Raw genomic sequence first — 13065 nt, forward strand, 5'->3', positions numbered from 1 at the left:
GTAAAGCGACGAAAGAAGATTGCGGTCCCGACGACCGTCGTTTCAGCCTGTTAGTCTCTCAACGACGACTCAGCACTCAGACCAGCCACAGGACTCGCAGGTCTTGCAGCCTTCGGAGTAGTACAGCGAGAGCGCGCCACAGTCGGGACACTCGGGACTCTCACCGGCCGCGATGAGGTCGTCGATAGCGTCACTGGTCGACGTGGCGTCCTCGTCCGGCGTCTGGGCCGCCGCGGTACCACCGTCGGGCTCGTGGGCGGCTGCCTCACGCTCTGCGGCCTCCTCGGCCGTCTCGTCGAGCGTCTTCTGCTGCGGGTAGGTCCGGTCGATTTCGTCGTCGAGGTAGCGCCGCAGCGCCGTCCCGAACGCGTCCGGGATGGAGTTGATCTGTTCGCCCTTGTCCCAGGCGACCTTCGGCGAGCGGATGCCCTGCAGTTTGTCCACGACTTCGTTCGGGTCGACGCCCGAGCGGAGTGCGATGGAGATGGTCTTCGCCAGCGCGTCGGTGAACGAGTTCGTGAAGCCACCCGAGTGCCCGGTGTTGGCGAACAGCTCGAACGGTTCGGCCGTCTGCGGGTCCTCGTTGATGGTGACGTAGAGCTTGCCGTAGCCCGTGTCGATGCGCTGGGTGACGCCGTGAAGCTGGTCCGGGCGCTCCTTCTTTTCGGCGTAGGTGCGGGCCGTGCCGCCGACGATGTCGGCCACGTCGGCTTCCAGCTTCGCGCGGACCTCCTCGTTGTCGAGGAAGCCCTCGATGCCGCCGAATGCGGCCTCGATCTGGTCGACGATGACTTCTGCGGCCTCGCCCTCGTCGGCGAAGTCCGCGTTGTCGGCGCGCGTCGTGAGGACCTGCTTCGAGCGAGTGCCGTCGCGGTAGACGGTGACGCCCTTTCCGCCGTGGTCGTAGATGTAGCGGTACACCTCGTCCATGTCCTCCATCGAGGCGTCGTTCGGGAAGTTACACGTCTTCGAGATGGCGGAGTCGACGCCCTGCTGGCAGGCACACTGGACCGCCGCGTGCTGCTTGCCAGCGAGGTCCTGCGTGACGACGAACAGTTCGCCGATGGCGTCCGGGACCGTATCGAGGCCCTCGACGCCGTCGAACTCGTTCGTGGCCATCTGCTCCTGTGCCTCCTGCTTGACGTGCTCGACGTCGATGTCGTTCGCCTCCAGCACGCGCAGGAAGTAGTCGTCGAACTCGACGAGCATCTCGTCGCCCTGCACGTCGTCGGAGACGTTCTTGTAGTAGGCGACGTTGTAGATGGGTTCACAGCCACCCGTCGTGTTGCCGACCATCGAAGTCGTCCCGGTCGGGGCGATGGTCGTCGTGTTGTGGTTGCGGATGTGGAAGCCGTCTTCCCACTCGGTGGGGTCGAGACCGGTGTGGTGCTCGAACCAGTCGGGGTACTGCGTCGGGTTCGCGAACTTGGAGTCGTCCCAGTCCGAGAACGAACCGCGTTCCTCGGCGAGTTCGTGGGAGGCCCACTTCGACTCGTGGTTGATGTGGCGCATCAGCTGACGGGCGACTTCGTTGCCCTCCTCAGAGCCGTACTTGATGCCCAGTTGGATGTAGAGTTGGGCGAGGCCCATGACACCGAGACCGATTTTTCGCATCTCGCGGACCTTCTGTTCGATCTTCTTCACCGGGAAGTCCGACATCGTGACGACGTTTTCGAGGAAGCGCGTCCCGTACGCGATGCGGTGGTCGAACTCTTCGTAGTCGATGGCTTCGTCGAGGAACACCGCGATGGCGTCTTCGTGCGAGTCGTACTCGTCGGCGTGCTCCGCGGACCAGACGCGCCAGTCGGGCGCGTCGAAGTCAGCGAGCGTCGAGAGGTTGATGTGGCCGAGGTTACAGGCCTCGTACTCTTCGAGCGGCTGCTCGCCACAGGGGTTCGTGGCCAGAATCCGGTGGTCCGGGTGCTCCTCCACGTCGAAGGAGTGCTGCTTGTTGACGCGCTCGAGGTAGATGACGCCGGGTTCGCCGTTCTCGTGGGCACCAGAGACGATGTGCTCCCAGATGGCGGCGGCCGGAATCGACAGCACTTCGCCGACTTCGACGTGGTCACCGAGGCCGTACATCTCGTACAGTTCCTTCGTCTCGGGCGTGGCGACGTGGGGTTCCTCGGTGCGCGGGTTCGTGAAGACGAACTCCTCCTCGGCCTTCAGCGCCGCCATGAAGTCGTCCGTGACGCCCACGGAGATGTTGAAGTTCGAGAGGTGACCCTCGACGGCGTTACGGAGGTGTTTCGGTACTTTGCCGTCGCCGTCGATGAGTTCGCGGGCCTCCTCCAGCGCGTCCGCGAACGAGGTATGTGTGTAGTCGTCCGGGTCGTTCAGGCGCAGCGTCTGCGCCAGCGAGACGTCCTTGTTCTTCGCGTGAATGAACTGGATGACGTCGGGGTGCGAGATGCGCATGACACCCATCTGCGCGCCGCGCCGGGCACCACCCTGCGCGATGGTCTCACACATCTGGTCGAACGTCCGCATGAAGGTGATGGGGCCGGAGGCGATACCGCCGGTACTCCCGACTGCGTCACCGTAGGGGCGGAGCTTCCAGAAGGCGTAGCCCATCCCACCGCCGGACTGGAACACCTGTGCCGCCTCCTTGGCGGTCTGGTGGATGTCGTCGATGTCGTCACCGGGCGAGTCGACGAAACACGCCGAGAGCTGCTGGAGTTCGTCGCCCGCGTTCATCAGCGTGGGCGAGTTCGGCATGAAGTCGAGGTGGTCCATCATCGACTGGAACTCTTCGGCGGTGTCCTCGACGTGTGCACGGATGTCTTCCGGCAGTTCCGGGACGACGGTGTCGTAGGCGAACTTGTTGACGTTGTACACCGAAAGCTCGGTCTCGGTGTCGTCCTCGACGCTCGTACCCATCCCGAACACTTCTTCGGCGAGTTCGTCGCGGCGCGGGTGGTCCGGCTTCAACTGGTCCGGCGTGACCGTGATCGTCACGTCGTGCTTGCGCGCCTCGTAGACGGCCTCGGCGAGCGCGATGTTCTTCCCGACGCGGACGAACAGGTCCTCCTGCGACTCGACGAGTTCCCCATCGGCGTCCTTGCGCAGGTAGCGCGCGGGGAGGATGTTGTCGTAGGCGTTCGCGGTGAGCCTGTCCGCGAGCGTCTCTCCCGTGGTGCGCTTGATCGGTAGTTCGAGGTCGTCGGCGGTAAGCCCCTGTTCGCTCATGCGGTCCCCTCCCCGGCCGCGTCGAGCCCTGTGCGGCCGTATCCGTCGTCAGCGTGGTGGTTCGCTGTCATCGTTCGTAGCTGGAAATTGGTTACTCGATACCCCGCCATAAATGGACGGGTTACGGTTTGATTGTCCTAGTGCAACCGCACTTGTCCCCTACAGCGTCGCCACTGTGCTAACGTATCACAGTTCTGTAGGGTCGCGTAACTGCGGCCGTTTCCTAGGGAATGGACGGGTCGCCTTAACTCCGGCCAAAGCGGAGTGAAAGTGTTGGTCGAGCGAAGTCACTGCCGGGTACGGGTTCTCTACAGATTCAGTTTCACCGTCGTTTTCAGTCACACAGCTGTCGCCTGTCCCACAGGCTTATACTGTCACCGCTCCCCAATTTCTGTATGTCGGTACTTCCGTCGCTACTCCCGTTACAGGTCGAGGCCGTTGGTGGAGTCCTCCTGCTCGTCCTCGCGCTCGTGCTGGTGTACAAGGCCATCCAGCTCGCGTTCGGTATCGCCATCAAGATCGTCGTCATCGCTGTCGCGTTCCTCATCGTGATGTACGGCCTGGCACTCGTCGGGTTCAACCCGCTGGACCTGCCCGCGTCGACGCTCGGGTCGTCGCTGGCGCTGCTCGGGTAACGACTCGGAAAATGGACCGCGCAGACGGCGACTGAACGGATTCAGACGCCGTCGAGGAAATTTTCGATTATCTCGTGGCCACAGGCCGTGAGCACGCTCTCCGGGTGGAACTGCACGCACTCGATGGGGTACTCACGATGGCGAACGCCCATCACGAGCGTCTCTGACTGACCGTCTCCAGCCAGCAACTGCGCAGCTTCGTCACCCTCGCGTTCGCCGCCGTCGGTCACGACGCTCGCCGCACTGGCCGCACCGGCCGCGTGGTCCGCGGTTGCCGAGACCTCGAAGCACTCGGGCACCGCAGTTGCCACGAGCGAGTGGTACCGGCCCGCGGAGAAGCCCTGTTCTATCCCGGCGAAGACGCCGCGGCCGTCGTGCTGGACGGGCCACGCCTTCCCGTGGACTGGGTCGGGCGCACGCCCGATTTCACCGCCGTAGGCGTACACCGCGGCTTCGAGGCCGAGACAGACGCCGAGGGTCGGAATCTCGGGCGATAGCTCGCGGAACACGTCGAGCGTGACGCCCACGTCGCGCTCGTTCTCGGGGTGGCCGGGACCGGGCGAGACGACTATGGCGTCCGGGTCGAACGCACGAATCTCGTCGAGGGTCGCGGTGTTCCGGACGACTTCGACGGTCGGGTCGTCGCCGCGAGCCAAGAGCGACGATTCGACGTACTCGACGAGGTTGTACGTGAACGAGTCGAAGTTGTCGACGAACAGGACCCGCATCAGCGCACCTCCGGTTCGACCGTGGCTCCCTCGTCCGCCGGCTCACGCTCGATGCGCCGGAGCGCGTCGATGACGCCACCCATCTTCTTCTCGGTCTCTTCGTACTCGCTGGTCGGGTCGCTGTCGGCGACGATTCCTGCGCCAGCGCGGACAGTCACTCTGTCCAGTGCGCCCGTCGTCGCGTCGTCGGCCGGGACCGCGCCGCGTTCGACCGTCGCCGTGCGAATGACGATTGCCACGTCGGCGTCGCCGGTCCACGAGTAGTAGCCGACGCCGCCGCCGTAGAGGCCACGCGGTTCGGTCTCCAGTTTGTCGATAATCTCCATCGCGCGAATCTTCGGCGCACCAGTCAGCGTCCCTGCGGGGAACGACGCGCGGGTTGCATCGAACGCGTCGAACTCGTCGGCGAGTTCGCCCGTCACCGTGGACTCGATGTGCTGGACGTGGCTGTACTTGAGGACGTTCATGAACTCCTCGACCTGCACGGTTCCGGGCTTCGACACCCGGCGCACGTCGTTGCGGGCCAAATCGACCAACATCGTGTGCTCGGCGCGTTCCTTCTCGTCGGCGAGCATCTCGCCGGCGAGGCGGCGGTCCTCCACGGGGCTGTCCCCGCGTGGACAGGTGCCCGCGATGGGGTTCGAGACGACGCGGCCGCCACCGACCGAAACCAGCGTCTCGGGACTCGCACCCACGACGTGTAGGTCGTCGTGCGCGAGCAGATACATGTACGGTGACGGGTTGACGGCGCGCAGCGAGGCGTATAGGCCGAGCGGGTCGCACTCGCCGACGAGTTCACGAGTCCGCGAGACGACGCCCTGGTAGATGTCGCCGTCTAAGACGTGTTCTTTCGTCCGTGCGACCGCGTCCTCGTAATCGGCTTTCGAGCCGGCGGTCTCCGAGTGTCGGACGAAGCCGCCCGGCGTCGGTTCGTCGGCCGCGTCGAGCAGGTCGGCTACGCGGGCCGCTTCGGCCACCAGTTCGTCGTACACCGCGCCAGCGTCCTCGTCGTGGCGGACGACGGGCGTGCACACGAGCGAGAGTTCGTCTGCGGCGTGGTCGAAGACGAGCGTGTTCGTCGTCAGGACGAACTCGGCGTCGGGGAAGCGCGAGTCAGGTCGCGTGAGCCCCACTTCGTCGAGGAACAGGTCGTACACCGCATCGTAGCCGAGGAAGCCGACGAGACCGCCGTCGAGTTGCTGGCGGTCGTGCGGCGGGAAGTTTACTGGTTCTGCGTCGGGCAGCGCCGACCGAAGCGTGTCGAGCGTGTCGCCCTCACCGGGGTCGACCAGTCCGTCGTAGCGCGGGTCACACACGTCGACGGCCGGGCCGTCGGGACCGACCGTCACGACGGCCGCGGGGTCGTAGCCGACGAAGGAGTACCGTGCGTGGCGATCGCCAGCGGTCGCGCCAGCAGCACTGAGGCCGCCGCGTGGGCTGGCACTGAAGGCTCCGGCAGGGTCGCTGGAGGCGGTCTTCTCGGCACTTTCGAGCAGGAACGAGTGCGACGAGTCCGACGCCTCGGCGAGCGCGGCATACGCGCCCAGTGGCGACACCTCGCAGTCGAGGGTCGCTTCGACGCGCACGACAGCAGGCGTTCCTGGTGTCGCAGCCTCGTCGACGAGTTCGACGAATTTCTCGCGGTCGATGTCGAGCGTGTTCGCGCCGGTCATGCGTGGAGCGGCCTCCGTTCGCGGGTCGCGGCGTCGACGAAGCGCCGAATCGCGTCGTGGTCTTTTACACCCGGCGAGGCCTCGACACCCGAGGCAACGTCGACGGCGAACGGGTCGACCGTCGCCACCGCGTCCGCGACGTTGTCGGGCGTGAGCCCACCGGCGAGGACGACGGGAACGTCGAGGTCGGTGGTGGCGCGACGAGTCCGGTCCCAGTCGTGGGTTTCGCCGGTCCCGCCCGCACCGTCCTCGCCGACCGAGTCGACGAGCAGCGCGTCGGCCACGTCGGCGTATCGCCGGGCGACTTCGGGCGTCGCCGCGTCAACGTGTTTCATCACGGCCGCGTCGACTGCCCCACCGAGGAAGGCCACGTCACCGGGCGAGAGGTCGCTGTGAATCTGGACCACGTCGGGGTCGACCTGTTCGACGAGGGAGACGGTGTCGCGCGGGTCGGTCGGCATCGTCACGAGGACCGTCGTCACGAACGGTGGGACGCGCGCAATCAGGTCGGCGGCGCGGGCCGCGGAGATTTCGCGTGGGGTGTCCACCGGCACGTCCACGACGAAGCCGACGGCGTCGGCCCCGGCGTCGACAGCCGCAGCCACGTCGTCTTCGCGGGTGAGGCCGCAGATTTTCACGCGCGTCATCGTGCCGGTACCGAAGTGAGGTCGGTCAGTTTCTGGGCCGCCGCACCGGACTCGATGGCTTCGCGGGCCTGGTCGACGCCGTCCTGCAGTGTGTCGGCCAGTCCGGCCACGTAGATTGCTGCGCCGGCGTTGACGAGGATGATGTCGCGCTTCGGGCCGGTCACCTCGCCCGTGAGGATGCCGCGCATGTCCTGTGCGTTCTCTTCGGGGGTGCCCCCGCCGACGGCCTCGACCGGTGCGCGCTCGATGCCGAGGTCTTCCGGTGTGAGGGTGTACTCCTCGATTTCGTCGCCCGTGACCTCCGCGACGACCGTCTCGCCGTGGATGCAGATTTCGTCCATCCCGTCGCCGTGGACGACCAGCGCACGTTCCACGTCCATGCGTGCGAGGGCACGTGCGAGCACTGGAACGAGCTCAGAGTCGTACACGCCGACGACCTGTGCGTCCGCACCTGCTGGGTTCGTCAGCGGACCGAGGACGTTGAACAGTGTCCGCATGCCGAGTTCCTTGCGCGGGCCGATGACGGCCTTCATCGCGGGGTGGAACACCGGCGCGAGCATGAAGCCGATGCCGTCGTCTTCGATTCGTGCCTCGACGGCGGCCGGTTCCGCCTCGACGTCGACGCCCGCGACTTCGAGCACGTCGGCGCTTCCGGAGGAGGAAGAGACCGAGTAGTTGCCGTGCTTAGCGACGGCGACTCCTGCGCCAGCCGCGACGATGGCGCTCGTCGTCGAGACGTTGATCGTGTCGTAGTCGTCGCCACCGGTCCCGCAGGTGTCGACGAGCGGACTGCGGTTCGGTCGAATGGTTCGCGCCGCGTCGCGCATGCCCTGTGCGAAGCCGGCGATTTCGGCCTCCGTCTCGCCTTTGGCCCGGAGTGCGGTGAGCAGTGCGCCCATCTGTGCCTCCGTCGCCTCCTCGAATACCAGTCGTGCTGCCTCTCTCGCTTCCGTCTGTGAGAGATCGCCCCCGTCCGTGACCCGTTCGATGAATTCCTGCATAGTGGACACCAATGTAGTATTCCGTCTTACAATGTACAAATTCGTACATCGACTTAAGATTGACGCCGATTCGACGGTTCGTGCTAGCACGGGGCATCCAGCTTTTTCCGCTCCGCCGTCGTAGCCCGGAGCGATGAGCCACTGGACCGAGGACGCGTTCGTCGACCGCCCAGAGACCTTCGCGGTGAGCCTGCACCAGCGCGTCGGGGAGGCCGACGACGAAGTCGAGGATTTACTGTCGCTCGTCGCCGAGCACGGCGTCGTCCCGGAGACAGCCCTCGACGTGGCGTGCGGCATCGGCCGCCACGCGGTCGAATTCGCAGACAGAGGTATCGCGGTTCGTGGCCTGGACATCTCTCCCGCGTACGTGGAGACGGCACGCGACCGCGCTGCGGACGCGGGCGTCCCCAGCCAAACCGACTTCGTGGTCGGCGATATGCGCGAACTCGACGCCGTCGGCGGCGAGTACGACCTCGTCACCAACCTATGGACCGCCTTCGGCTACTTCGACGACGCGACCAACGAAGCGGTCGCTCGCGGCTTCCGACGGTGCGTCGCCGACGACGGCATCCTCGTGATGGAACTGGCGAACAAGGAAGCCACGATGGCGAACTACCAGAACTCCGCCGCCCTGCTCGCCGACGGGGTTCTACACACCGAGCGCCGCGAGTACACGCCAGAGACCGGGCGCATGGAGAGCGAGGTCGTCCTCTTCCGCGAGACCGAGGACGACTACGAGACCATCGGGGAACTCTCGTGGGACCTTCGCCTGTACGCGCCCGCGGAACTGCGCCGACTGCTCGAACGCGCCGGGTTCTCGTCTGTGTCGTGTTACGGGGGACTCGACGGGTCGGTGCTAGAGCGCGAGTCCAGTCGCCTCGTCGTCGTCGCCGAGCCGTAATCGGGGCAAAAACCGTGTCCCGGCGGCGTGTGGGCGCACACGTCACACGGCAGTCGATTCGAAACCCTTTTTTATACCAGCGGCAAACGAGGGAATGCAGGCAAGCAGCAGACCAGTACACCACTGGGTTGGTGGTCTAGTCTGGTTATGACACCTCCTTGACATGGAGGAGGCCGGCAGTTCAAATCTGCCCCAACCCATTTTCTGATTCCTCACACGACGAGCAGTTGCGAGGTCGCTCTGCGACCTCGGGCGCGAACGGCGAAGCCGTGAGCAAAGCGAGGAGTCTGAGGAATCGAAAATTGTAACGGGAAGATTTGAACCAGCGAGCAGCGCATCGCGCTGCGAGTGAGGTTCAAATCTGCCCCAACCCGCTTCTACCGAAGTCACGACGACGAGCGGAGCGCCTCACCATCTCGCCGTCCTTTTACGAGTCACTCCCCAATCACCGGCCAACAATGCCCAAGAGAGTCGAGTGCGTCATCACCGGTTGCGACGCGGTCTTCGAAGCGCCGACGGAGCCAGCGGTGCTGGCACAGGTCGAAACGCACGTCTCACGCGACCACCCCGAACTGAGTGCCGACTCGCAACTGCTGGACTCGATTCGGGCGCGGGTCGAGGACAGCTAACCGGAGTGGTTCAGGGTCGGTACGAGTGTTACTCGTCGAAGACAGCGACGCTGAGCCTGCGCGACGGCCCGTCGCGACAGACACCTGGTCGTGCTACTCGTATCCCCTGCGGAGAACATATCATCACTCGAACCCTCTTTCTGGCATGGCACTCAGTGCACGAAACCGTATCCACGGCACCGTGAAATCCGTCGAAACGTCCGGTCTGATGGCCGAAGTCGTCGTCGAAACACCAGACGGACAACAGGTCACCGCCATCATCACCAGTGGTTCGGTCACCCGACTCGGCATCGAGGTGGGCGACGAGGTCGACGCCGTCGTGAAGGCGACCGAAATCATGGTCGAGAAGGACTGAGACGGTTACAGGGCCCACAGTGTCGGTAATTCGTAGAATACCGTTAATATGTTCGCCGTCCTGTGAGATATGTGTATGACTAGCGTGACGACGGCTGGACGGACAGCGAAGGGTATCTGGAAGGGGTATAAAGACCTCGTCGAAGCGGCACAAGCGAGTGTGACGGTGTGTTCGGTCGAGGAAGCCCGTTCCCGGTACGGGACGCCGGAACTCATCTTCGTCGACGTTCGAGACGAGGCGGAGCTGTGGCGAGACGGCCGAATCCCGGGGTCGATACACGCCTCACGAGGGATGCTGGAGTTCCACATCGACCCAGAGAGCCCCTACTTCCTCCCAGGCTTCGGGGCCGAGGCGGAGTTCGTCTTCGTCTCTGCGGTCGGGGACCGCGCGACGCTCGCAGCACAGCGGGCGGCAGAGATGGGCGTCGGTCCGGTTTCGACACTCGAAGGCGGGTTCCGGGCGTGGGAAGCTGCCGGTGGGCCCGTGAAAGACGCGGTCCCGACGACGGTCTGACTGCTGGACAGACAGCGATGAACGTCGTCTGAGACGCGTCACCGCGATTTCGACTCCCCCTCGTACTGCTGCTCTAGCGTGTCGCCACCGCCGACGAGTCCACTCAGTCGTCGCGTCGACACGTCGAACACGACCACGACCGGAAGGAGTGCGAGTTCGACGAAGTACAACGGTCTGGCGACCCGGCGTGCCCACCGGCGCGCGTTGCCCAGTCCGTACGACTTCGGGACGATTTCACCGAAGACGAGGACTGCTGAACTGGCGACGAGCGTCGCCGCAGTGACGGCGACCCCGGCCGAGACGGTCTCGACCAGTACGACCGTGATGACGCTGGAGATAGCCATGTTCACGAGGTTGTTCCCGACGAGCAGCGTGACGAGCAGTCGATGCGGGTCGCCGCGGAGTTCTGCGAGGCGGGCCGAACGCGAGTCGCCCGAAGCGGCGTCTGCTTCGACGGTCGACAGCGGGAGCGAGAAGATGGCAGTCTCGCTGCTGGAGAAGAAGGCGCTGCACGCGAGTAGGAGGGTGACGGCGGCGACACTGGCCCAGAGGAGCGTAGTCGTGACCATACCGTGTGGTTGCGTTCTGGGCGGATGAAGGTCTGTGTCGAGGCGAGTGTTCGTGTGATTCGGGTGGGTTTCCTGGTTCGATTCTGGCTGTTGAAGCGGCGATATAGTTCATGAGCAGTTCACGAATCACGACGGTACACGACCGCACCGCCGCCTCCCACGCACCCCGCGCCACATCCACCCCATCCGACTGCGTCCCCAGAAATCAGAGATTTCTGGTGGGCACACGAGACGCGGGCGTCTCGTGAACGCTTCTCGGCCTCCGGCCTGCGATGCTCAAACCTCGCGCGGCTACGCCTCGCGACCTTCGCTTGCTCGCGGCTCCTTCTCGCGGGCCGCAGGCCCGCTCGAATGGTTCGCGGAACGAAGTTCCGCGCTATCGCCGTTCGCGTCGAGGCGACTTCGTCGCCTCGCTACCGCTCAGGTACGCTCGCCAGCGTGAGAGCAAGCTCTCACTGGCCATCAGGATCGCAAAGCGATTCTGAGACAGCGCGCGCCAGACCGGTTGTGGAGACGACAGTCGCCACTTCCTGTCCGGGTAGCAACGTCGGCGAAAAGACGGGCCTGTGACGAATTGACTCAGTCGACGATTTCGACGCCGTCGTCGGTCACGCGCACGTCGACGAGGCTCTTCACGTCGTAGTCCATTTCGACCTGTTCGGCTTCGACGCGGCGGATGACGGTGACCACGTCGGCCACGTTCGCACCCACGTCCTCCAACGCCTCGGTGATGGCGGCGACGGAGACGCCCGTGTTGAGCAGGTCGTCGAGGACGAGCACGTTGTCGCCCGACTCCACGTCGTTCAGGTAGTAGTCCTCACCATCGAGGTCGAACGGAACCTCGGTCTCGAAGCCGTACTCGCGGTTGCGAATGACGACGAGCGGGATGTCGGCGACGAGCGAGACGGCGGTGGAGACGTGGACACCCATCGTCACGGGCGTCACGATGAGGTCGACGTCGGCGAGGTCGGCGACGCGGCAGATGCCGTTGACGACCTCACGCATGAGTTTCGGGTCGAGTGTCGGGATGCCGTTACTGATGGGGTGGACGAGGTAGCGGTAGCCGTCCTCGTCGATGATGGGAGCCTCGTGAATCGAGCGTCGAAGCGCGTCCATACAGGTGCCTGCGTGAGCGAGGCGAAAAGCGGCCCGGTTTCTACGCGATGTCCCGACTGGTGTCGATGCGCACACCGTCCGTGAGCTGGAGTTTGATGGGCTCTCTGAGGGCGGTGCCGCCACGGAACTTCGTGACGGCGAGACGGTTCTCGATGGCGTAGGTCGTGACACGCAGGTCGAGCTGCCAGACGAGGTCGGCCGAGGCGAGGGTCGTCCCGCGCCGGGGCGTCGTGTCGCCGTCGCCGGTGCAGTGCAGCAACGCGATAGACCCGGCTTCGCGCAGTCGGGTACGGAAGGCGTTGAGGAGGCCGACGTACTCCTTCCGACTCGACGCTTCGAGCGGGTTCGGCTGGTCGAGGACGACCAGTCCGCCCTTGGGCACGTGCGGGAGTGCCTTCGAGAGGTCTTCTGGGCTCGGGTCGGGGCCGAGGAAGACGGTCTCAGTGTTCGAGGCCGCGGCTCCGAGACCCGCTGAGACGGCTGACGGCGTCCGGTTCGTCGAGAGGTAGAGCGTCTCGTGGTTCTCCACGAGCATGTTCACGAGCAGTTCGCTCTGGCTCTCCGGCGGCGCGAGGAGTGCGACGAGATTCCCCGGCGGGATACCCCCGCTCAGCAGTCGGTCGAGCGTCTCCAACCCCGTCGTGAACCGCGTGGTCATGCTGTGGGATTGTCGACATGGTGGATTACGTCTTTGGGTCCGTCGCGTCGTCGTCGCCCCGGCCAGAACTCGTCGGTTCCGCGGCTTCGCGAGCGTGCAACGTCTCGTGGACACCGAGGACGAACGAGGGAACGACGAGGATGAACAGGTGCTCTTCGATGGGGATGCCCAGCAGGTCGACGCCGGTCCGTAACTCGATGGCGAACACGCCGACGGAGAGCGTGTACCAGTCCCAGACGAACCCGAGCGGGTAGCACGTGATGACGGTGCGGCCCGCTCGCCGGAGCGCGTCGGCGCGCACGAGCAGCGCGAGCGCGATTGTACCGAAGACCGCCTCCGTGACGAGGTAGGTCCACGGCCCGAAAATCGTGATATCTGGCAGCATACCCCATGAAGAACCCCGAATCGGAAAAATTCCACGGACGGCGACGGGATTGGGAAGCTGTCTTGG

Annotated in this window: 14 protein-coding genes and 1 tRNA gene; 6 read left to right on the plus strand and 9 right to left on the minus strand. The window is 65.0% G+C overall.

Annotated elements, in window-relative coordinates; all coding sequences use genetic code 11:
- Positions 1 to 69 precede the first annotated feature (69 nt).
- The gene (locus ACSC1P_RS06815; RefSeq protein WP_435359384.1) at positions 70 to 3189 is read right to left on the minus strand and encodes an adenosylcobalamin-dependent ribonucleoside-diphosphate reductase; all 3120 of its coding nucleotides are present in this window, start codon (positions 3187 to 3189) and stop codon (positions 70 to 72) included.
- 395 nt (positions 3190 to 3584) lie between these two features.
- Between ACSC1P_RS06815 and ACSC1P_RS06820 the strand changes: the two genes are divergently transcribed.
- A complete protein-coding gene (locus tag ACSC1P_RS06820; RefSeq protein ID WP_435359385.1) occupies positions 3585 to 3824 on the plus strand; it encodes a hypothetical protein in 240 nt (79 codons plus the stop codon).
- A gap of 41 nt (positions 3825 to 3865) precedes the next feature.
- Here ACSC1P_RS06820 and ACSC1P_RS06825 read toward each other — a convergent pair whose 3' ends face one another.
- The 4 genes from ACSC1P_RS06825 to trpD are packed head-to-tail and all read right to left on the minus strand — an operon-like array spanning position 3866 to position 7873.
- A complete protein-coding gene (locus ACSC1P_RS06825) occupies positions 3866 to 4555 on the minus strand; it encodes a glutamine amidotransferase-related protein (protein WP_435360262.1) in 690 nt (229 codons plus the stop codon).
- A complete protein-coding gene (gene trpE, locus ACSC1P_RS06830; protein ID WP_435359386.1) occupies positions 4552 to 6225 on the minus strand; it encodes an anthranilate synthase component I in 1674 nt (557 codons plus the stop codon). The genes ACSC1P_RS06825 and trpE overlap by 4 nt, the downstream gene beginning before the upstream one ends.
- The gene (locus tag ACSC1P_RS06835) at positions 6222 to 6872 is read right to left on the minus strand and encodes a phosphoribosylanthranilate isomerase (RefSeq protein ID WP_435359387.1); all 651 of its coding nucleotides are present in this window, start codon (positions 6870 to 6872) and stop codon (positions 6222 to 6224) included. Before ACSC1P_RS06835 ends, trpE begins: the two co-directional genes overlap by 4 nt.
- On the minus strand, positions 6869 to 7873 hold the full coding sequence (trpD, locus tag ACSC1P_RS06840; RefSeq protein ID WP_435359388.1) for an anthranilate phosphoribosyltransferase: 1005 nt from the start codon (positions 7871 to 7873) through the stop codon (positions 6869 to 6871). Before trpD ends, ACSC1P_RS06835 begins: the two co-directional genes overlap by 4 nt.
- A gap of 133 nt (positions 7874 to 8006) precedes the next feature.
- On the opposite strand from trpD, the gene ACSC1P_RS06845 reads away from it, so the two are divergent.
- From ACSC1P_RS06845 to ACSC1P_RS06865, 5 genes are all read left to right on the plus strand, one after another.
- Entirely contained in the window at positions 8007 to 8774 is a 768-nt protein-coding gene (locus tag ACSC1P_RS06845; protein ID WP_435359389.1) for a class I SAM-dependent methyltransferase, read from the plus strand.
- A 125-nt stretch (positions 8775 to 8899) separates the two neighbouring features.
- Positions 8900 to 8974 (plus strand) — tRNA-Val (locus ACSC1P_RS06850).
- Between the two features lie 258 nt (positions 8975 to 9232).
- Positions 9233 to 9403, plus strand: coding sequence for a DUF1059 domain-containing protein (locus tag ACSC1P_RS06855; RefSeq protein ID WP_435359390.1), 171 nt, complete (start codon positions 9233 to 9235; stop codon positions 9401 to 9403).
- A 145-nt stretch (positions 9404 to 9548) separates the two neighbouring features.
- Positions 9549 to 9758: a TOBE domain-containing protein gene (locus ACSC1P_RS06860; protein WP_435359391.1), complete on the plus strand. Its 210-nt coding sequence runs from the start codon at positions 9549 to 9551 to the stop codon at positions 9756 to 9758.
- 75 nt (positions 9759 to 9833) lie between these two features.
- Positions 9834 to 10271, plus strand: coding sequence for a rhodanese-like domain-containing protein (locus ACSC1P_RS06865; protein ID WP_435359392.1), 438 nt, complete (start codon positions 9834 to 9836; stop codon positions 10269 to 10271).
- Between the two features lie 38 nt (positions 10272 to 10309).
- Here the strand turns inward: ACSC1P_RS06865 and ACSC1P_RS06870 are convergent, their stop codons facing one another.
- From ACSC1P_RS06870 to ACSC1P_RS06885, 4 genes are all read right to left on the minus strand, one after another.
- The gene (locus tag ACSC1P_RS06870) at positions 10310 to 10840 is read right to left on the minus strand and encodes a CNNM domain-containing protein (RefSeq protein WP_435359393.1); all 531 of its coding nucleotides are present in this window, start codon (positions 10838 to 10840) and stop codon (positions 10310 to 10312) included.
- 579 nt (positions 10841 to 11419) lie between these two features.
- Complete coding sequence (locus tag ACSC1P_RS06875; protein ID WP_435359394.1) at positions 11420 to 11956, minus strand: adenine phosphoribosyltransferase; 537 nt, start codon at positions 11954 to 11956, stop codon at positions 11420 to 11422.
- A gap of 40 nt (positions 11957 to 11996) precedes the next feature.
- On the minus strand, positions 11997 to 12614 hold the full coding sequence (locus tag ACSC1P_RS06880) for an RAD55 family ATPase (protein WP_435359395.1): 618 nt from the start codon (positions 12612 to 12614) through the stop codon (positions 11997 to 11999).
- Between the two features lie 25 nt (positions 12615 to 12639).
- Positions 12640 to 12999, minus strand: a complete 360-nt coding sequence (locus ACSC1P_RS06885) for a lycopene cyclase domain-containing protein (RefSeq protein WP_435359396.1) — start codon at positions 12997 to 12999, stop codon at positions 12640 to 12642.
- Positions 13000 to 13065: the final 66 nt, after the last annotated feature.

The sequence above is a fragment of the Haloarchaeobius caseinilyticus genome, assembly GCF_051207395.1.
Lineage (GTDB): Archaea > Halobacteriota > Halobacteria > Halobacteriales > Natrialbaceae > Haloarchaeobius.